This is a genomic window from Parabacteroides timonensis, from assembly GCF_900128505.1.
GTDB lineage: Bacteria > Bacteroidota > Bacteroidia > Bacteroidales > Tannerellaceae > Parabacteroides > Parabacteroides timonensis.
The window spans coordinates 2,865,077-2,884,050 of record NZ_LT669941.1 but is presented as its reverse complement, the minus strand read 5'-3'; the positions used below and the strand labels follow the sequence as shown (position 1 = coordinate 2,884,050).

At 35.9% G+C, this 18,974-nt stretch carries 20 protein-coding genes; 18 read left to right on the top strand and 2 right to left on the bottom strand.

Annotation, left to right across the window (positions count from 1 at the left end):
• Positions 1-16: 16 nt before the first annotated feature.
• From BQ7394_RS19265 to lptB, 16 genes are all read left to right on the top strand, one after another.
• Complete coding sequence (locus BQ7394_RS19265; RefSeq protein ID WP_075558876.1) at positions 17-376, top strand: DUF3244 domain-containing protein; 360 nt, start codon at positions 17-19, stop codon at positions 374-376.
• A gap of 302 nt (positions 377-678) precedes the next feature.
• Positions 679-2,232: a vitamin K epoxide reductase family protein gene (locus BQ7394_RS19260; protein ID WP_075558875.1), complete on the top strand. Its 1,554-nt coding sequence runs from the start codon at positions 679-681 to the stop codon at positions 2,230-2,232.
• Positions 2,233-2,284: 52 nt separating this feature from the next.
• Positions 2,285-2,515 carry a hypothetical protein gene (locus BQ7394_RS25725; protein WP_139317728.1) on the top strand — a complete coding sequence of 77 codons (231 nt, stop codon included), beginning with the start codon at positions 2,285-2,287 and terminating at the stop codon, positions 2,513-2,515.
• Between the two features lie 127 nt (positions 2,516-2,642).
• Positions 2,643-3,770 carry a TlpA disulfide reductase family protein gene (locus tag BQ7394_RS19255; RefSeq protein ID WP_075558874.1) on the top strand — a complete coding sequence of 376 codons (1,128 nt, stop codon included), beginning with the start codon at positions 2,643-2,645 and terminating at the stop codon, positions 3,768-3,770.
• 65 nt (positions 3,771-3,835) lie between these two features.
• On the top strand, positions 3,836-4,510 hold the full coding sequence (locus tag BQ7394_RS19250) for a hypothetical protein (protein ID WP_075558873.1): 675 nt from the start codon (positions 3,836-3,838) through the stop codon (positions 4,508-4,510).
• Positions 4,507-5,721 (top strand): glycosyltransferase, encoded by a 1,215-nt coding sequence (locus BQ7394_RS19245; protein WP_075558872.1) that lies wholly within the window; start codon positions 4,507-4,509, stop codon positions 5,719-5,721. The genes BQ7394_RS19250 and BQ7394_RS19245 overlap by 4 nt, the downstream gene beginning before the upstream one ends.
• 86 nt (positions 5,722-5,807) lie before the next feature.
• Entirely contained in the window at positions 5,808-8,015 is a 2,208-nt protein-coding gene (locus BQ7394_RS19240) for a peptidase domain-containing ABC transporter (protein ID WP_075560130.1), read from the top strand.
• Positions 8,015-9,307: an HlyD family secretion protein gene (locus BQ7394_RS19235; RefSeq protein ID WP_082212033.1), complete on the top strand. Its 1,293-nt coding sequence runs from the start codon at positions 8,015-8,017 to the stop codon at positions 9,305-9,307. Before BQ7394_RS19240 ends, BQ7394_RS19235 begins: the two co-directional genes overlap by 1 nt.
• A 73-nt stretch (positions 9,308-9,380) precedes the next feature.
• Positions 9,381-9,839 carry a hypothetical protein gene (locus tag BQ7394_RS19230; protein ID WP_235848783.1) on the top strand — a complete coding sequence of 153 codons (459 nt, stop codon included), beginning with the start codon at positions 9,381-9,383 and terminating at the stop codon, positions 9,837-9,839.
• A gap of 383 nt (positions 9,840-10,222) precedes the next feature.
• The gene (locus BQ7394_RS19225) at positions 10,223-10,669 is read left to right on the top strand and encodes an HU family DNA-binding protein (protein ID WP_075558869.1); all 447 of its coding nucleotides are present in this window, start codon (positions 10,223-10,225) and stop codon (positions 10,667-10,669) included.
• A 12-nt stretch (positions 10,670-10,681) separates the two neighbouring features.
• Positions 10,682-10,888: a hypothetical protein gene (locus BQ7394_RS19220; protein WP_075558868.1), complete on the top strand. Its 207-nt coding sequence runs from the start codon at positions 10,682-10,684 to the stop codon at positions 10,886-10,888.
• Entirely contained in the window at positions 10,878-11,357 is a 480-nt protein-coding gene (locus BQ7394_RS19215; protein WP_082212031.1) for a D-Ala-D-Ala carboxypeptidase family metallohydrolase, read from the top strand. The genes BQ7394_RS19220 and BQ7394_RS19215 overlap by 11 nt, the downstream gene beginning before the upstream one ends.
• Positions 11,354-11,803 (top strand): hypothetical protein, encoded by a 450-nt coding sequence (locus BQ7394_RS19210; RefSeq protein ID WP_075558867.1) that lies wholly within the window; start codon positions 11,354-11,356, stop codon positions 11,801-11,803. Before BQ7394_RS19215 ends, BQ7394_RS19210 begins: the two co-directional genes overlap by 4 nt.
• Positions 11,804-11,951: 148 nt before the next feature.
• Positions 11,952-13,130 (top strand): 6-bladed beta-propeller, encoded by a 1,179-nt coding sequence (locus tag BQ7394_RS19205; protein ID WP_075558866.1) that lies wholly within the window; start codon positions 11,952-11,954, stop codon positions 13,128-13,130.
• A 49-nt stretch (positions 13,131-13,179) separates the two neighbouring features.
• The gene (locus BQ7394_RS19200; RefSeq protein ID WP_075558865.1) at positions 13,180-14,346 is read left to right on the top strand and encodes a 6-bladed beta-propeller; all 1,167 of its coding nucleotides are present in this window, start codon (positions 13,180-13,182) and stop codon (positions 14,344-14,346) included.
• A 96-nt stretch (positions 14,347-14,442) separates the two neighbouring features.
• On the top strand, positions 14,443-15,195 hold the full coding sequence (gene lptB, locus BQ7394_RS19195; protein WP_075558864.1) for an LPS export ABC transporter ATP-binding protein: 753 nt from the start codon (positions 14,443-14,445) through the stop codon (positions 15,193-15,195).
• Here lptB and BQ7394_RS19190 read toward each other — a convergent pair.
• Both BQ7394_RS19190 and BQ7394_RS19185 read right to left on the bottom strand, forming a co-directional pair.
• Positions 15,192-16,079 (bottom strand): CPBP family intramembrane glutamic endopeptidase, encoded by an 888-nt coding sequence (locus BQ7394_RS19190; protein ID WP_075558863.1) that lies wholly within the window; start codon positions 16,077-16,079, stop codon positions 15,192-15,194. The two genes, lptB and BQ7394_RS19190, sit on opposite strands and share 4 nt — an antisense overlap.
• Before the next feature lie 69 nt (positions 16,080-16,148).
• A complete protein-coding gene (locus BQ7394_RS19185; protein ID WP_075558862.1) occupies positions 16,149-16,394 on the bottom strand; it encodes an RNA recognition motif domain-containing protein in 246 nt (81 codons plus the stop codon).
• Positions 16,395-16,719: 325 nt separating this feature from the next.
• Here BQ7394_RS19185 and tig point away from each other — a divergent pair, with 325 nt between their 5' ends.
• A complete protein-coding gene (gene tig, locus BQ7394_RS19180; RefSeq protein WP_075558861.1) occupies positions 16,720-18,072 on the top strand; it encodes a trigger factor in 1,353 nt (450 codons plus the stop codon).
• A gap of 189 nt (positions 18,073-18,261) precedes the next feature.
• Positions 18,262-18,933, top strand: coding sequence for an ATP-dependent Clp endopeptidase proteolytic subunit ClpP (gene clpP / locus BQ7394_RS19175; RefSeq protein ID WP_075558860.1), 672 nt, complete (start codon positions 18,262-18,264; stop codon positions 18,931-18,933).
• Positions 18,934-18,974: the final 41 nt, after the last annotated feature.

Sequence of the window (18,974 nt, the reverse complement as noted above, 5' to 3'; positions counted from 1 at the left end):
TTTGAAAGTTATTACCATGAAAAACAATTGGATTTTAATTTTGACTATTCTTGTAACGGGAATGTTTCCCAAAATTGCATTAAGCGACAGTATTCATGTAAAAGGTAGATGGGGAGGGAATATTATCCGAACAATTGTTCCTCAAGAACCGCGAGTGTCCTTAGATGGAAATGTTTTATCTGTATATTGTGCAGATGCTTTATCTAACTTAACGATTGTAGTGATTGATGCCGAAAGTCATATAATTATGGAAGAGTGTGTTGTGATTTCTTCTGGAGAAACGATTCACTTTATGTTGGATGAGGCTGTTGGAGTATACAATGTTTATTTGAATCATGAATACGGTTATTTGCAGGGAGATTTTATTCTGTATTAGTGTACTATATTCTTGAGTGATCTTTATCCACATTAATTAATCATATTTATAGTCTTGTAAATTATGATTATTAAGTATATTGCTAGAAAAAATCATTGAATATTTTTCTGAATTTATAAAAACATTATTCTTGTTGTAAGATTGAACTGTGATTATAAAATTCGTAATTGATCTATATGCAGTGATTTTGTTTTGTTAATATTGAATATAGAAGATGTGGAATATTGTATTTTTGTGAAGATACATCAGTATCTATAATATTTATTTTTTAACTGAATACAATGTTAATATAATGATAAAATATGCGAAAAGATACTTCTCTATTGCATGAACTTTTGAAACGCTTGAAAGTTAGACATACAGACTTTTATTTCAATAAATTGTATGAGGAACATCCACATAAGTATAATTTATTTGGTTTGTCACGTATATTAAAAGATTATGGTATTAATAATGATGGTTATAGGATCGAAGATAAAGATATATTAGGTGATTTAAAAACTCCTTTTGTCGCTCAATACAATCATCAGTTAGTTATTGTTTTAAAGTTAACAGAAGCAGATATTTATTATTCTATAGATGGTGAAGAGGTTTCGACTAGTATTTTTGAGTTCAAAGAAAAATGGAGTGGTGTTATCCTTTTAATTAGTGATTACCAAAAAGCAATTGAACCTGAATATGAGAGTAATGTAATAAAAGAATACTATTTTCGTCTTCTAAAGTTAATAATAATTTTATCAATTATTATTATTCCTATATTGCTTATAATCTCGAATCGTTGGTATAATGATATTGGAATGATGAATTTATTTGTTTTAAATTCTTTAGGGACCTATATAGGTTATCTGTTAATCCTTAAACAGGTAAGGATTAATAGTGCTTCTGCTGATAAAATTTGTTCGATATTTAAAAAAAGTGATTGTAATAATGTATTGGAATCTAAAGCCGCTAAATTGTGGGGAATAATTGGATGGAGTGAAGCTGGATTGAGTTATTTTTTATCCAATTTGATCATGATTTTTTTTTATCCAGAACTTTTGTCATATTTAGCTTTGATAAATGTCTGTGTACTTCCTTATAGTTTCTGGAGTATTTGGTATCAAAAAGTTAAAGTAAAACAATGGTGCGCATTGTGTATTATTGTTCAAATTCTATTTTATTGTATATTTATTAATGATTTGATATTTAGATATATACGTGTTTATGAGTTTTGTTTGTTTAATTGGGGTATTGTTGTCTTTGTTTATATTTTACCATTCTGTTTCATTAGTATTTTACTTCCTGTTATAGCTAAAAGTCATCAAGTTACTTATTTGAAGCATGCATTTAATAATTTGAAAATGACTAATGATGTTTTTGAAGGATTATTATATTCAAAAGACAGATATACTGTTGAAGGAGTCTCACAAATTTGTTTTGGAAATTCAAATGCTAAAAATAAGATTACAATGGTTTCGAATCCTCACTGTGAACCTTGTGGAATTGCTCATGAAAAAATTAATAATTTGTTGAATTATTTAGGAGAAGATGATCTTTATATTCAGTTTATATTTATTAATTTTGATAAAGAAATGGTTAGGAATAGTGGGAAATTTCTTATTGCTGCTTATTTAAATAAGGGACCTATTTTTGCAAAGGATTTATTTAATAGATGGTTTACAAGTGAGAAGTATGAGATAAAAAATACCTATGCTAAATATAATTTTAATTTTAATACAAAAGAGGTTTTAGAGGAACAACAAAAGCATGAAGAGTGGAGTAAGCAAAATAAAATTTCTCTAACTCCTACAGTTTTATATAATGGATATATATTACCTGATATTTATAGTATCGATGATCTACGTATTCTATTATAAATAGAAATACATATATAATTAATGTAATTAACTAATTAAAATGTAATTTTTTATGAAAACATTTGGGAAAATTGAGTTTAACTCCTCTAAATTGAATCATGAGGAAATGAAAAGTATTAAAGCTGGGTATTATGGCGGATATGCTTGTGGTATGAATATAATGGGAAATGGATATAATTGTCAATCTGCAGCTTCAAGTTGTATGAAAGAGAATGGTAGTATGGGATCTTGTACAATAACTATAACATCAGGTCCATTTCAATATAGTTGTGCATGCGAATAGTTGATTACAATATCCTTAGATGGAATTGATAAGATGTTCTCCACTCGAAGGTTGGCAGTTAATGCATTTCGAGTGGAGTTCTAATAAATTAATACATAATGATTGAATTATATTAATATATGAATGTATGAAAATTAGTATTTTAATTATTTGTTTGTCACTTTTGTTTTCTACTGATATATTCTCTTCTGTTCAGAGTGAAAAATCTCGTATTGAAGGAACGATTAGCCAATCTTTTAATGGTCAATTTGCTATACTTTTTATAAAAGATGATTATGGTGTCATTATTGATTCTGATACTTCGGAGATTAATCAAGGAAAGTTTTTATTTGAGAATAATGAATATTTAAATAATTTATCTTTAATTGTAGTTCAAAACAAGAAAGAAGATAAAGCTGATATCATAATTGAATTATTATTAGAACCGAGAACAATTTATGTGTCTTTTTATGAAAATGAAGTTTATATAAAAGGCTCTCCATTAAACAATATTTTTTTACAATATCAGGACTCGATGAAATTTTACAAATCTGAGATTATAAAAATAGAACCTAAATGGGGCGATGATATTGTGATTTTACCAGGTTCTAAATTAGAACAATTATATTATAATCAAGGACAATTTATGATAAATTTTATAGAGAGGAATTTTATGAATCAGTTAGGACAGATTTTGCTTATGCATAATTTGAGAATCGGTGTTCTTCCTGTTGATTTGTATATCTGTGAGAGTGAGAAAGAATTGGAGGATATATTTGATTTTATTGATGATAAAACTAAAAATAGTCCAAATTTTCAATCATATATGCAGACATTGAGGACCGCGAGATCAACATCTTCCTTTATTGGTGTAAAGATGAAGGATTTTACTCTTCTCTCCTCTAATGGTGAAATGAAGTATTTATTAGAATATATTGGAAAGAAAGATTTTGTATTTCTTGAATTTTGGGCTTCGTGGTGTGAACCGTGCTTGGTCTCTATACCAAAGCTAAAAGAAATATACGCAGAGTACTCAGACAAACTTGAAATAATAGGTATATCTCTGGATACAGAGATTGCATCATGGAATAAAGCATTAGCCATGCAAAATATGCCTTGGTTGCAATTTGTGAACATTGATGGATTTGATTCTGATATAGCGAAAACATTTGGAATTAAAGCTATACCTTTTGGGTTATTGCTGGATAAACATGGGGTTATTATTGCTAAAATAGGAACGACTACTGTTTTAGATCTATTAATGAAAAATGAATAATGTTTCTAGTGTTTTTTGTAATAATTGTATTTTCTATTAATTGGTAATGATATATATATATTGTGATGAAAGTTACTCTTGATGAAAAAATATTGTCATTTTTATTAGTGAATTATAGCTATATATTAGGTTTAGGTTTACTACATGGAAAAATGGGAGGTGTATTGTTTTTTATTTTATATTCTCATTATACTAAATGTGGTATATATGAAGAATACGCAGAAATGTTAATGAAAGATATATATAGTAAAATATGTGATGATATATCTATAAATTTTGAAATAGGTTTGTGCGGTATTGGGTGGTGTGTTGAATATTTGATTCATAATAAGCTTGTAAATGGAAATACTGATGAGATTCTTTTTGAAATTGATCAAAAAGTAATGTGTGTAGATCCTACAAGAATTGATGACTATAGTATGAGTACTGGTTTAGGGGGTATTCTTATATATGTAAATGCAAGAATTAAGTCTTTTGAAAGAGAAATGCCGTTTGATCTAGAATATTTAACTGCAATGAGAGAAAAGATTAAATCTATTGTTCCTGAAAATAACTCTTTAAAAGGATATATAGATGAATTTGAGAGGATAATTTCTGGAAATATAGATTATAATTCTCATTTGGAATTTCCGAATTTTATATTTGGAGAGTTGCCAATTATAACAGATAAAGTTTCAAATTATCCATTAGGTATACACAATGGATTAACGGGTGTTATGTTGAAAAAAATATTAAAATGAGGCATGTATATATATTTGATTCTTCGGCAAGAGCCACTAATTATGGTATAGGAACATACATAAAACAATTGGTTGATGCTTTGAAGTATACAAGGTATAATATAACAATTGTAAATATTATCCATAAAGATGTAGAGTTTGAGATTCTAAATAAAGGGCCAATAAGGTATATACTAATTCCTGCTCCAGTGATAAATAAGAATAATTTAAATTTTGAAGAGTTTGAAAAGAGTATTCCTTTTATATTGTACCCCTATGTAGATAAAAATGAGAATAATATTTTTCATCTGAATTATATGGGAGCAAGAACTATGGTAGAATATATTCGTTCAATTATAGGCGGTTCAATAGTACTAACAGTTCATTATACAGAATGGAGTTTTTCTTTATTAGGGAATCGTCGCAAATTATTTCATATTTTGAAGAGTGATAAGGGGGAGCTTGATGATAAATCAAGATCAATTTATGAAAAAATAATAAAAGAAAAGGACATGTTGAATATATGTGATAAGATTATTGCAGTTTCAAAACACTCTTATAATGATTTGATTAAAATTTACAAGATTAACAAAAATAAAATATCAATTATAAATAATGCATTAAATGATTTTTATTGTGAGGACGAAATTAAAAAAACTATTATAAAAAAAAGGATGCATATAAATAAGGATGATATTTTACTTCTTTTTGTAGGTAGATTAGATCCTATTAAGGGTATCGATATTATGATAAAAATATTTAAAATTATTTTAGATAGATATTCGAATTTGCATTTATTGATTGTAGGAGAAGGGGATTTTAATAAATGTTTGCTTAATTCTTTTGATATTTGGACAAAAGTTTCATTTACGGGTTTTCTTTCTAAAAAAAATCTTTTTGATTTGTATACTATTTCAGATATAGGAATAGTACCATCATTGCATGAAGAATTTGGATATGTAGCAGTTGAGATGATGAGTTTTAAAATTCCAATAATTGTTAATGATACTACAGGATTGTCTGAAATAGTGGATGATAGGATTAATGGATTTAAAGTCTCTGTTAATTCACAGAAGAAGACCTGGGGGAATTTGATTGAGAAAATATGTTTTTTGATAGAGAATCCAGATTTGAGAAAAGAACTTGGAGATAAGGCTCGTAATAAATTTGAAACATGTTATAACCTTCGGCTATTTAAAGATAGGATACTGGAATTATATGATTCACTATAAATATTTTTATCTTCTGATTTAAAAAGTATCATGAATATCTATATAACTAATTTGTCTTGAATTTTTGTAATGAATTTGAAGTTTTCATGAAATGTAATTCATTAATAAAACAATTCCCACTTTATAGTCAATTGGATTATGCTGATTGTGGGCCTACTTGTCTCCGAATGATAGCAAAATATTATGGTCGTAATTATTCGATGCAATATTTACGTGATCTTACTTATATTACTAATGGAGGAGTTTCAATGTTAGGAATTAGTGATGCTGCAGAGAATATAGGTTTTCGTACATTAGGCGCTCGTATTACGATTGAACAACTTCGAGAGGATGTGGCTTTGCCTTGTATACTTTATTGGAATCAACGGCATTTTGTGGTTTGTTATGGGATAAATAATAGAAAATATTATATTGCAGATCCTGCAGGAAAACGATTAATATATAATGAAGATGAATTGGAACGTTGCTGGTTTAGTACCGTCGTAGAAGGAAAAGATGTAGGTGCTGTTTTATTGTTAGAGCCTAGGTCCGATTTTTTTGAAAAAGAAAAAGAAAAAAGTACAAATCAAGGTTTTTTGTTTTTTTTTCGTTATTTAAGTGCCTTTAGGAAAAATTTGTTCCAGCTACTATTAAGTATGTTGTCTGGAAGTATTCTACAATTGATATTGCCATTTCTTACTCAAAGTTTGGTTGATACAGGTATTCGTGATGGTAATCAAAATTTCATTGTTTTAATATTAGTTGCTCAATTAGTTATTTTTGTTGCGAGATTATCTGTTGATTTTATTCGCAGTTGGATTCTGCTACATGTAAATACTAGAATAAATATATTATTGATATCAGATTTTCTTGCAAAGTTAATGCGTTTACCGCTCCATTTCTTTGATACGAAGGTGGTAGGGGATATCATGCAGCGTATTGGAGATCATAAACGGATCGAGACATTCATGACTGGTTCTTCTATCAGTACATTATTCTCATTTGTAAACTTTGTCGTTTTCGGTTTTGTTCTGGCTTATTATGACCTGACTATATTGGGCTTGTTTCTGCTGGGGAACGGATTGTATGTTGCTTGGATTCTGGTGTTTATGAAGTATCGGCGTGAACTGGATATCAAACGGTTTGCACAGGCGGCCGGTGAACAAAGTAATCTGTTTCAGTTGATCACCGGCATGCAGGAAATAAAATTGAATAACTGTGAAACGGAAAAACGTTGGCAGTGGGAGCGTATACAAGTGAAGCTTTTTAAGATTAGTATAAAAGGGCTTGCATTGGAACAATATCAACAGCTCGGGTCGGTGTTTTTTAACCAAACTACCAATATCCTTATCTCCTTTCTCGCCGCCCGAGCTGTTGTTTCCGGTGATATGACGTTAGGTATGATGGTATCGCTTACATATATCGTAGGGCAACTGACTGCTCCTATCGAGCAGTTCATTGGTTTTGCCCGCTCTTTTCAGGATGCCAAGATTAGCCTGGAACGTTTAGGTGAAATTCATCAACGGGAAGACGAGGAACAGACGTTGGCATTGAAAGCTACTACGTTGCCGAATAACAGGACGTTGCAGATAGAGGATTTGAGCTTTAGTTATGATGGGGCGGATCGTGATTATGTGCTGGATAAGATAAATTTGACTATTCCCCATCATAAAGTGACGGCTATCGTAGGGGCAAGTGGTAGCGGAAAGACTACTCTCATAAAGCTACTGCTTGGGTTTTATGATCCGAATAAGGGGAGTATCAAAGTCGGGGATCAGTTGCTGAAAAATATTAATCCGCATGTGTGGCGAGCGCATACTGGCTGTGTAATGCAGGATGGGTTTATCTTTTCAGATTCAATAGCGAAGAATATAGCTGTAGGTGCGGAGGTAATCGACAAGGAACGGTTATTACACGCGGTGACGGTGGCTAATATAAGAGATTTTATCGATTCGTTGCCACTGGGCTACAATACGAAGATCGGCATGGAAGGAAGCGGGGTAAGCCAGGGACAACGACAACGGATACTGATTGCTAGGGCTGTATACAAGAATCCGGAATTTATTTTTCTGGATGAAGCGACGAATGCATTGGATGCGAATAATGAGAAGGAAATCATGGAGCATTTGCACCAGTTCTATCAGGGGCGTACGGTGGTTGTCGTGGCTCATCGATTGAGTACGGTGAAAGATGCGGACAATATAGTGGTATTGGATAAAGGACAGGTAGTGGAGGAAGGTACTCATGAAGAATTGACAGCGAAGCGAGGGATATATTATAAACTAGTGAAGAATCAGTTGGAGTTGGGAGCCTGATGAAAGAAGGGAAAGAAATAGAATTACGCAGTGAGGAAGTGCAGGAGGTGATGGGACAGATCCCGGCCTGGATTGTACGGTGGGGAATCACGTTATTGTTTATCGTGGTATTGGCTCTTTTGGTGGGTAGCTATTTCTTTAAATATCCGGATGTGATTACAACGGAAATGACATTGACAAGCCGGCATCCGGTGGCACAGATCGTAGCACGGACTTCGGGTAAGATCAGTAAATTGTATGTGACGGATGGTGAAAAGGTAAAACCCGGTGCACTACTGGCTATTGTACAGAATCCGGCTTCGACGGAAGATACGTATCGCCTGAAGGATATATTACTTGAACATCAGGCGGAACCGGATAGGCTATCCGAACTTTTATCAGGAAAGGCAGAGTTTGTGTTGGGGGAGATGCAGTCGGTTTATGTTGGGTTGTTGACTAGTTTGCATGAGTGTAAGAATTATAGAGAATTGGATTATTATCCGAAAAAGATAGCTGCTGTCCGGGATCAGATCGATAAGTACAGTGTCTATTACAGGAATCAGCTGCGGCAACGGCAGGTCGTAAAGGAGCAATACGAAATAGCTTGTAAACAGTATGAGCGGGATTCTTCGCTTTTTTCCCGGCAAGTGATTTCTCCTTTTGAATATGAAACGGCAAAGAATGTATTGTTGCAGAATCGGTATTCCCTGGTGGGGGCGAATGCTGCGCTGGAAAATATGAAGATTCAGATCGGGCAATTGGAGGAGAGTGTGTTGGATCTGCAATTGCAACAGGCGGAGAAAGAAAGTTTGCTTCTGCATAATTACCGGACGGCTATGGAGGAATTGCTGAATGTGATTGGAAGTTGGGAGTTGAACTATTGTTTGCGTTCGCCTATAGAGGGACGGGTGACTTTTACAAAATATTGGAATGAAAACCAGTTTGTTATTTCCGGGGAAGATGTTTTCTCTGTTGTGCCTGAAGAGGAGGAACGATTGATCGGACGGGCTTCGCTGCCTGTTCAGCGGTCGGGAAAAGTGGAACTTACCCAGCGGGTGATCGTACGTTTTGCCAATTTTCCGGATCAGGAATTCGGGATCGTGAACGGGATTGTTTCGGCAATCTCGATGGTGCCGACGGAAGACAATTATATGGTGGAGATTGCCTTCCCGGACGGACTGACCACCAATTATGGAAAGAATTTGCCTGTCTCTCATGAGATGAAAGCCACTGCTGAAATTGTAACCGATGATTTACGTTTGATAGAACGCTTCTTCCAACCACTGAAGAAGATTCTGAAAGAAGGGTTCTAATTCTATTAATAGACCTTGCTATCTTGTTTAGTGGCTTTGGGCTGGAAGGAGTAATCAGCCTTCTCAGAACATTATGAGAAATTTATTAATGGCATTGCTGGGTGCCCAACCAGCCGTTTGTACTTATCAAAAACATGTGAATAATTTGTTGCCGGAGGAAAAAGATGTCTTTTATAAAGATTCCTTTGCTTTGGCTTTTTCAGATTGGAAAAATCTGAGTCCGGGGTATCGTGATTTTTTTGTTAGCCTGATTAAAAGTGAACGTCAGCGTTTTATCGATTTCGTGCGTAATGACACTGTTTTAGGAGAGTTTCTTTACGATGTGAAGGATGAAGCATTGTTTATCCGTATCTTGAATTTGTTGGAACGACCGGATAAAAAACGTAAAACATCTTATACGAATTTGGCATTCGCTGTTAAGCTCGGATTTAATGTTGATCTGAAAGTGAAGTATCTATCGGATAAAATCCGATATGCAAGAGCTGATACGGATGACTTGTATGAACTATTTGAAAAGATAGCTATCGAGTAATATTATGTATTATGGAATTTACTGAGCGGCTGTTCACTGAGCGGCTGCTTAGTAAATTTAAAAATAGTATTTCTTGCTGAAAAACAAAATACTATTCAGATAAAAGCTTTGTAGCATTGTTAATACTTTCATTGTAACTTTTAAAGAATATAAATTGTTGTCGGATGATTTTTTAGTTTTCTGTCTGAAAAGCCTTAGTTGTTCGTTTGTGTGATTTCTTTGGAAAAGCAGTAAGAATCTTTTTCTCTGCTTTTTTTATTGCTTATAGGCTATCTGCCGGTTGATTTACCTCTTTTCAGAGGGATGTTTTAGTGCTTTTTGCCCTTTTTCTGCTGTCATACCTTTGCGGTGTACTTAATTATTCATTTAAAACATTTTTAATTATGGCACAAGGGTATAAATTGGTTTTGCGTCCGTCGGAACCGGGAAACAAAGATTCGAAGAAATTGTATTATGCGGTTTCGAAGAGTACAGGGTATACGGATTTACGTCGTTTGTGTAAGTTGATTGCTGCACGAAGCACGGTTTCGAGTGCTGATGTGAAAGCTGTACTGGATAACCTGAATTATATTCTGGATCTGGAACTGCAGGATGGGCGTATCGTTCAACTGGGTGAGTTTGGAAACTTTCATATCACCGTAGGAAGTGAAGGGGTGGAAGATGCGAAGAAGTTCAATGCTTCAATGATCCGTGCTCCGAGAATTGTTTTCAATCCCGGGTTTGATTTACGTGAGACAAAAAAGACGATGGGCTATTCATTGATTGCACCGGAAAAGGAAAAGACTGAAAATCCCGGTGGTGGAGAGGATGATCGTCCTGTAATCGAGTAACATTATCGAACGATGAAAAGGATGAATATCCAACTGGTAATGGCCGTGCTGCTTTGTGCAGCCGGTCTTACTCTGGTCTTTTCCGGTTTCTGGATTGCTCCGGCAGGGGAAATTCATAATAGTGTATTAGTGGCTTTTGGCGAGATCAGTACGTTTGCCGGAGCTTTGTTTGGAGTAGATTATTCTTATAAAATTAAAAAGAACGAAAATGAAAGATGAAGAGTTGGTATTTGAATGTCCTTTGAGTGCGCAGAAACAGGCTTGGAGGAGTAAGCATCCGGATTGGATCAGTGACCATTTTTATATGGGAGAGTTTATATATAGTGCAGTGGCTGTAGAACGGGGATTGGAAAATACGCCGACACCGGAGGCACGAAAGGCCATCCGGAATCTGGTTAAAAATTTATTAGAGCCACTTCGAAGATATGCCGGTTGTTCTGAGGGTATGCACATTAATAGCGGGTATCGTTGCGAGGAACTGAACCGTTTGGTGAGTGGTATCAAAAATTCACAACATTTGACTGGAGAGGCTGTCGATATTTATACGTTGGATAATTGCTATCTGTTTAATGCCTTACAGAGAAGCGGGTTGAATTTCGATCAGGTGATTTATTATCGTCGCCGTAATTTCATCCATTTGTCTTTGAAGCTAAAGGGAAAGAACCGTCGTCAAGTGATTATCAAATGAGAACCGTTCTTTATTTGTTTTTGGCTATGGCGGGATTATCCGGCTGTGTAACACGTAATTCCGGAAGTAGAGAGCTGTTCTCTGCGTATAAGGATTCAATGGTGTATACCCGGCTGGATACATCCTGTTTGCTTTATAACCGGGGAACACAGTTACGAGGTAGTTCCCGGTTGAAAGAGATTTCTTTTTCTTCACCGGATAGTTCGGGAAAACAACATGTGGAACGTGTTGTGTATGCTATGGAAGAATGGGGCGTAAGGGATTCTGCAGAAGTGCTTTCTGCAGGGATAACTGCGGATACGAAGAGTGTAATGAATATGGGGATATCGGCTGAAGATACGATTGTAAAATATGAACCGAGGTCTGATGTTAAGTGGATATTGGTTTTGTTTTTGCTTTTGCTTCCTTTTGTTTACTGGTTATGGAAAAAATGGAGGATTAAGTAATTTTTACCCTTTGTTTTACGAATTGTTCGGAATAGTATGTATCTTTCGGAAATAAAAGAGTCATAGCTTGTAAGGAGGTGATTGTACAATAGGTAAATGACTTTGTTCTTATCGCTAGTATAATATTAACTGAATATAATAAAATACCATGAAGAAGAAAAATTTTATCTTGTTGTTCATTTCCTTTTTAATGTGTAGTCAAGTAATCAGCCCACAATCAAAGGCAGGTGATTTACCGGTGTTTGATTTTTCTAAGAACTATCCTCAAAAGAAGTTACGTCTTCAGGATATGGCCGATATCGAATATGTGCCGTTGGAAACGACGGATGATGTCTTATTAGGCGGATCATCGGAACTCTCGGCTGTTACGGATAAATATATTCTTGTACATGAGGTTCGACGGGGAGATATCTTTGTTTTCGATCGTAAAACAGGAAAGTTATATTCTCATTTTAACCATAAAGGACAAGGTGGTATGGAATATAACTGGATTGAAAATGGTACGATTTTGGATGAAAAGAATGCGGAAATATATGTGTGTTCCCAATTCATTCAAGTTTATTCGCTGCAGGGAGAATATAAACGGACACTGAAAATAAATGGATTTGATCATTATATGAAAATTTTAAATTATGATGATGAATCTCTGCTTATATATGATGATGTAAATATAGAACCAGGTCGTGAAAGTAGGACTAAAAAAGATCCTTACAGTCTTGTATCAAAAAAAGATGGGAGTTTGATTTCTGTATTGGGTATCCATTTACCAAAAAGGTATTCAAATGCTATTGCTCAAAAATTAGAAGGTAATATGTGGAGACCTTTACGAATTTCTTATCCCCATAATATGCATTACGGTTCAGATTTAATGATTATGGATATATCGTCTGATACGCTATACCAACTATCTCCGAACGAAGGATTAATCCCTCTATTGCTCCGTACACCGTCAATTCATGCCTCTGAACCTCGGAATATATGGTTCCCCCTTGTAACAACTGATAAATTTCTGCTGATAGGTACATTTCTTTTAGATTTTAATTCGATAGGAGGAAAAATTCCTGCATTTATGTATGATATTAAAACCGGAGAAATAAATAAAGTATCGATTTTGGATACAGAATACGATACAAGAGCCTGGAGTCAGGGAAGATGGTCTCCGGAAGGATCTCCTGCTATCGCAAAGAATATGTATGCCGAATTTATTCAGGCATCATCTGTGATAGATGCTTATAAAGGAAAACGATTGAAAGGAAATGGGCCGAAGATTGCGAAGACACTTGTCGAGGACGATAATCCGGTGGTCAGGATTCTTAAATTCAAGTAAATTATTGATTCGTAAGAGGGGCTTTGTATAAACTATAATCTAATTAAATATGAGAAGTGTAGATTCAATATTATTCTTTGTCCTGCTGTTAATGGCAGGATGTGGAGAGAGTAAGCAGTCAACAGATGATTGCATCACGGTTGATGTCACAGCAAATTATCCTCAGAAAAAACTGATTCTTCAGGATTTTATGGATGTGGAATATATTCCGTTGGAGACGAATGATGAATTTCTTTGTCAAGGGAATATCCAAGCTGTAGGTAAGGATGTTATAGTTGCGACAAACAGGATAGGAGGACGTGATGGAAATATTTTTATCTTCGATCGGAAAGGAAAAGCATTGAAAAAGATAAACCATAAAGGACAGGGTGGTGAAGAATATACAAGCTTTGTACAGATAATCTTAGATGAAGATAAGGCTGAAATGTTTGTTAACGATATGTATGCGAAAAAAATATTAGTGTATGATCTGAAAGGGAACTTTAAACGAAAGATCTCGCTAAAAGGAGATTTTTTGTTTGGTGAAATATACAATTTTGACCAAAACAATTTCATTTGTCATGATGTCTTAAATGAGAATAATTTTACTGAATCTTATACTGGTCAGTCATTTATGTTCATCTCGAAACAGGATGGTGTTATTACCCAAGAACTCCAAATTCCATTTAAAGGGAAGAAAACAATTGTGGTAAGGACTCCGAGGGATAAAGATGGGAACTTTTTTGTTTACATGCCTCCATCTGTTTATCCTATAATACCTTATTTTGATAATTATATACTGACAGAGCTTTCTGCAGATACATTGTACAAGTATTCCGCAAACCATACGATGAAGCCTTTTATTGTAAGGACTCCATCTGTTCAATCTATGAATCCGGAAAAATTTCTATTGTTGAGCTTGCTTACAGATCGGTACTATTTTATGGAAGTAGTAGAGAAAGTATTACCATTCTCATCTACTGATATAGTATATGATAAACAAGAAAATACGCTATTCCGATATAAAGTGTATAATAGTGATTACACCTATGATAAAGAAGCTTTCTTGAAATCAGAGCCTTTGAATGGAGAAATACCATCTTGTCAATATTTAGAGGCATGGGAGCTTATTAAGGATTATAAAGGAGGACGCTTAAAAGGTAAGCTAAAAGATATTGCCTCAAAATTGGGCGAGGAGGATAATCCGGTAATCATGTTGATAAAGCATAAGAAATGAAATCCCTGTAATGATTGTCGTGGAGATTAAGAAATGATAATAGTATTGTGGAAAACTAATTAATTGCGTTTCTTTGTACCCGTAAATAATTAGGATATGGCAGACGAACAACAGATGGTGCTCCGCACGGAGGACCTGGTGAAGAAATATAGAACACGTACGGTGGTAAACCATGTTTCCATTAATGTGAAGCAAGGTGAGATTGTAGGATTGCTCGGTCCCAACGGGGCGGGAAAAACGACTACATTCTATATGACTGTAGGGCTGGTAACTCCTAATGAGGGGAAGATATTCTTGAATGATATGGAAATTACGAAGTTTCCCGTCTATAAACGTGCCCGCAACGGTATCGGTTATCTGGCTCAGGAAGCTTCCATCTTCCGTAAGATGACCGTGGAGGATAATATCCGCTCCGTATTGGAAATGACGGATACTACTCCCGAATACCAGAAGGAGAAGCTGGAGAGCCTGATCGCTGAATTCGGCTTACATAAGGTAAGGAAGAACCTGGGGGACCAGCTGTCCGGAGGTGAGCGTCGTCGTGCTGAGATCGCCCGCTGTCTGGCTATCGACCCAAAGTTTATCATGCTCGATGAACCGTTTGCCGGTGTAGACCCGATTGCCGTACAGGACATCCAGACGATTGTGGCCAAGCTGAAACATAAGAATATCGGTATCCTCATTACCGACCATAACGTATACGAAACCCTCAGTATCTGCGACCGTGCTTATCTCTTGTTCGAAGGAAAGGTGCTTTTCCAGGGCACAGCGGAACAGTTGGCTGAAAATGAGATCGTACGTGAAAAGTACCTGGGTAAAGACTTCGTATTAAGAAAGAAGGATCTTTAGAGCATTCTTCTGATTTGTTGGATACAAAGGTAGAATAACAATAAGGTTACGACTGCCAGTGTTGAGTACGGCAACAGGTTTGTATCTGAAATCTCGCCCGTGATAAATTCGTTCTCTTTCAGGCGCGCATCCGACATGCTGATGACGGCAAAAGCGTTATTGACAAAATGTGCGAAAACCGGAATCCATATATTTCTACTCCAATATAACAGGTATCCAAAATAAGCCCCCAGCAACATGCGGGGCAGGAAACCATAGAACTGCATATGGAAAGCACTGAATATAATTGCGGCAGTCCATATAACAATGTGATGGTTCGACGTCCATTTTCCAATAATCCGTTGCAGAGCACCACGGAATAGGAATTCTTCCGTAATACCGGCCACGGCGGCGATAACCAACAGGTTGGCTAAGATATTCATCAGGCCGTCGCCAGCTAAAAGTGTATTGGTCAGTTGTTCGGCAAGTGCTTCCTGCGCTTTCATCCAGTTTTCGACCGGAGCCATAAAAGAGGGGAGAACCATTTGTTTATTCAAAAGAGCGGTCAGGGAGATGGCCGGCGATATCAGGAACATGCTGGCAAATACCAGGAGCAGAATTTTGTTAGACGGACTTTTTTTTATCCACAGATATTCCTTCGGATCCAGGCTACATAGCCAGGCTACCGCGAGTGGAGGAAATAAAAATGTTCCAATGGCAGAGATCAATTGCATCAGCCGCATGGCTTCCGGATGTTGCATGGGATTGCTGTACGTGCCGTACAACAGGTAAAAACCTCCCGTTCCGATCAAAGATGAAAAGATTCCTCCGAGTAAAAGACAGAGTAACAGGAGTAATAATTGAAACGTCGCCGGCTTTCCGGCATATATACCTTTTAATTTCATAGATACAGTTATAAAAAAACTTCTGCCAAAGATAGCAGAAGTTTTTTATTTCTTCCAGGAAGTTGCAGATTACATTCTTGGTCTGGCTTCTTTTACTACCATCTGGCGGCCTTCATATTCTGCTTCGTTCAATTCGGCGATAGCCTTCTTCGCAGCGGCATCGTCCGGCATTTCTACGAATGCAAAACCTTTAGATTTTCCGGTTTCACGGTCGATGATGATCTTTACAGAATCTACAACACCGTATTCTTCCATTACTTGTTTCAAATCTTCTTCCCGAACACGATAGTTCAGGTTACCAATGTAAATGTTCATAAAAATAGAAATAATTAAAAAATAAAATTGTTACTTATGAAAGTAGTAAACCGGAATTTCGTAACAGTGAGAGATAAATCAACAAGTAACATGTAAATGAAGAAATAAAAAACAATGTTATTTACGTTCAAGGTAAATCCCCTTTCACTTTACAAAGGAATACAATAATTTTAGATAAACAACATTTTGCGATAAAAAAAATAATATGTGTCTAAATTAGTCTTACTTATAACAATTTAGGTAAACAATTTGCGAGATTAAAAGAATAACTCTAATTTTGCAGCCTAAAATTCGATACGACTATTAATTAAATAAATCATTCAGAATGAACGTTTCGCTTAAGAACATTGATGCCGTAAGCGGTATTGTGAAATTAGAAATAGTGAAGGCTGACTACGCTGAACAGGTTGAAAAGAGCCTGCGCAACTTCCGTCAGAAAGCAAATGTACCGGGTTTCCGTAAGGGAATGGTGCCGATGGGTATGGTAAAGAAGATGTATGGAAAACATGTACTGGCTGAAGAAGTAAACAAGTTGGTTTCTGATAAGCTGTACAACTATATCCACGAAAGCAAATTGAATATATTAGGTGAACCGATGCCTAACGAATCAGAACAACAGCCTATTAATTTTGATACACAGGAAGATTTCGAATTCTGTTTCGATGTAGCTATTGCTCCCGAAATCAATATCGAACTGAGCAAAAATGACAAGCTTCCCTACTATCAGGTCGATATCGATGAAGAAATGATGGGTCAGCAGGTCGATGCTTATACATCTAATTTCGGTACTTATGACAAAGTAGACGAAGTGGAAGAAAAAGATATGGTTAAAGGTACTGTTGCCGAACTTGAAAACGGTTCTCCGAAAGAAGGCGGTATCGTTGTTGAAGACGCTGTACTGATGCCGGCATATATGAAGGATGAAGCTGAAAAAGCTAAATTCGTAGGTGCTAAAGTTAACTCTGTAATCATATTCAACCCGAACAAGGCTTATGAAGGTGCTGAAGCTGAAATCGCTTCATTCCTGAAAGTCGACAAAGAAGCTGTTGCCGGTATCACTAGCGATTTCAGCTTTGAAATTACAGAAATTACCCGTCACAAGAAAGCTGAACTGAACCAGGATTTGTTCGATAAAGTATTTGGTGAAGGCGTTGTGAACAGCGAAGAAGAATTCAAGAACAAGATCAAAGAAGCATTGGCAGACCAGTTCACTCCTCAGAGTGACTATAAATTCCTGTTGGATGCACGCGAAGTTTTGGTTCAGAAAGCTGGCGAATTGAAGTTTGCCGACGATATGCTGAAACGCTGGTTGGTAGCTGCAAACGAAAATACTACAGCTGAAAAGGTAGAAGAAGATTTCCCAAAGATCATCGAAGACCTGAAATATCAGTTGATCAAAGAAAATCTGGTGAAGACAAACAACCTGAAGGTGGAAGATGCAGACATCGAAAACTTCGCAAAACGTGTAGCACAAGCTCAGTTTGCACAGTACGGTATGCTTTCTGTTCCTGAAGACGTATTGGCTAACTATGCAAAAGATATGTTGAAAAATAAGCAGACTTTGCAGAATATCATCGACCGCGCGGTAGAAGAAAAACTGGCTGCATGGTTGAAAGGACAGGTGGAACTGGATGTAAAAGAAGTTTCAGCTGACGAATTCAACAAACTCTTTGAATAATATTATCCTTCCGAAACCATAGTAAACACTAAGGTTTTAACAAGAAAAAGGGTTTTCTCTCTAAAAAAACTCTTACCGGATAGCAAATAAGTTGTTTCTTTCAGAAATTTATTTATAACTTTGTTATTCCGATAAGTCAGAGGGGAATCCCTTTTTTTATGACTTCCGGTAATATAAAAATAATAGATTATGGACGATTTTAGAAAGTATGCAACGAAACATTTGCGGATGAACGGTAATGCGCTGGATAGTTATATGAATATCACCAGCAGTTATATTTCTCCGACAATTATCGAAGAACGTCAGCTGAATGTTGCGCAGATGGACGTATTTTCCCGTCTGATGATGGACCGCATCATCTTCCTGGGAACACAGGTCGACGACTATTCGGCCAATGTGATCCAGGCGCAATTATTATATCTGGATTCAAGCGATCCCGGCAAAGATATATCTATATATATTAATTCACCGGGTGGCTCCGTTTATGCAGGTTATGGTATTTACGATACCATGCAGTTTATCGGATGCGATGTGTCTACAATCTGTACAGGTATGGCAGCTTCTTTTGCTGCGGTATTGCTGGTTGCCGGTACAAAAGGCAAACGTATGGCCCTTCCGCATTCACGTGTGATGATTCACCAACCTCTGGGCGGTGTACAGGGACAGGCTTCGGATATCGAGATCACAGCTCGTGAAATCCTGAAAGTGAAGAAGGAGCTGTACACTATTATTTCTGACCATTCGGGTAAACCTTACGAAGAAGTAGAGCGTGATAGCGATCGCGACTACTGGATGACTGCCGAAGAAGCGAAAGCTTATGGTATGGTAGATGAAATCCTGGTCCGTGAAAAGAAGAAATAACAAAAACATAGACAAGGCTTTTATGCCTTGTCTTTTTTGAC

What these genes read in the sequence shown, in the direction of transcription:
- BQ7394_RS19235 (WP_082212033.1), top strand. Translation starts at nt 8,015, where the DNA reads ATGAAAGAAGGGAAAGAAATAGAATTACGCAGTGAGGAAGTGCAGGAG.
- BQ7394_RS19245 (WP_075558872.1), top strand. Translation starts at nt 4,507, where the DNA reads ATGAGGCATGTATATATATTTGATTCTTCGGCAAGAGCCACTAATTAT.
- BQ7394_RS19205 (WP_075558866.1), top strand. Translation starts at nt 11,952, where the DNA reads ATGAAGAAGAAAAATTTTATCTTGTTGTTCATTTCCTTTTTAATGTGT.
- BQ7394_RS19230 (WP_235848783.1), top strand. Translation starts at nt 9,381, where the DNA reads ATGAGAAATTTATTAATGGCATTGCTGGGTGCCCAACCAGCCGTTTGT.
- BQ7394_RS19240 (WP_075560130.1), top strand. Translation starts at nt 5,808, where the DNA reads ATGAAATGTAATTCATTAATAAAACAATTCCCACTTTATAGTCAATTG.
- BQ7394_RS19255 (WP_075558874.1), top strand. Translation starts at nt 2,643, where the DNA reads ATGAAAATTAGTATTTTAATTATTTGTTTGTCACTTTTGTTTTCTACT.
- tig (WP_075558861.1), top strand. Translation starts at nt 16,720, where the DNA reads ATGAACGTTTCGCTTAAGAACATTGATGCCGTAAGCGGTATTGTGAAA.
- BQ7394_RS19220 (WP_075558868.1), top strand. Translation starts at nt 10,682, where the DNA reads ATGAAAAGGATGAATATCCAACTGGTAATGGCCGTGCTGCTTTGTGCA.
- BQ7394_RS25725 (WP_139317728.1), top strand. Translation starts at nt 2,285, where the DNA reads ATGAAAACATTTGGGAAAATTGAGTTTAACTCCTCTAAATTGAATCAT.
- BQ7394_RS19210 (WP_075558867.1), top strand. Translation starts at nt 11,354, where the DNA reads ATGAGAACCGTTCTTTATTTGTTTTTGGCTATGGCGGGATTATCCGGC.
- BQ7394_RS19190 (WP_075558863.1), bottom strand. Translation starts at nt 16,079, where the DNA reads ATGAAATTAAAAGGTATATATGCCGGAAAGCCGGCGACGTTTCAATTA.
- BQ7394_RS19225 (WP_075558869.1), top strand. Translation starts at nt 10,223, where the DNA reads ATGGCACAAGGGTATAAATTGGTTTTGCGTCCGTCGGAACCGGGAAAC.
- BQ7394_RS19200 (WP_075558865.1), top strand. Translation starts at nt 13,180, where the DNA reads ATGAGAAGTGTAGATTCAATATTATTCTTTGTCCTGCTGTTAATGGCA.
- BQ7394_RS19260 (WP_075558875.1), top strand. Translation starts at nt 679, where the DNA reads ATGCGAAAAGATACTTCTCTATTGCATGAACTTTTGAAACGCTTGAAA.
- BQ7394_RS19250 (WP_075558873.1), top strand. Translation starts at nt 3,836, where the DNA reads ATGAAAGTTACTCTTGATGAAAAAATATTGTCATTTTTATTAGTGAAT.
- BQ7394_RS19265 (WP_075558876.1), top strand. Translation starts at nt 17, where the DNA reads ATGAAAAACAATTGGATTTTAATTTTGACTATTCTTGTAACGGGAATG.
- clpP (WP_075558860.1), top strand. Translation starts at nt 18,262, where the DNA reads ATGGACGATTTTAGAAAGTATGCAACGAAACATTTGCGGATGAACGGT.
- lptB (WP_075558864.1), top strand. Translation starts at nt 14,443, where the DNA reads ATGGCAGACGAACAACAGATGGTGCTCCGCACGGAGGACCTGGTGAAG.
- BQ7394_RS19215 (WP_082212031.1), top strand. Translation starts at nt 10,878, where the DNA reads ATGAAAGATGAAGAGTTGGTATTTGAATGTCCTTTGAGTGCGCAGAAA.
- BQ7394_RS19185 (WP_075558862.1), bottom strand. Translation starts at nt 16,394, where the DNA reads ATGAACATTTACATTGGTAACCTGAACTATCGTGTTCGGGAAGAAGAT.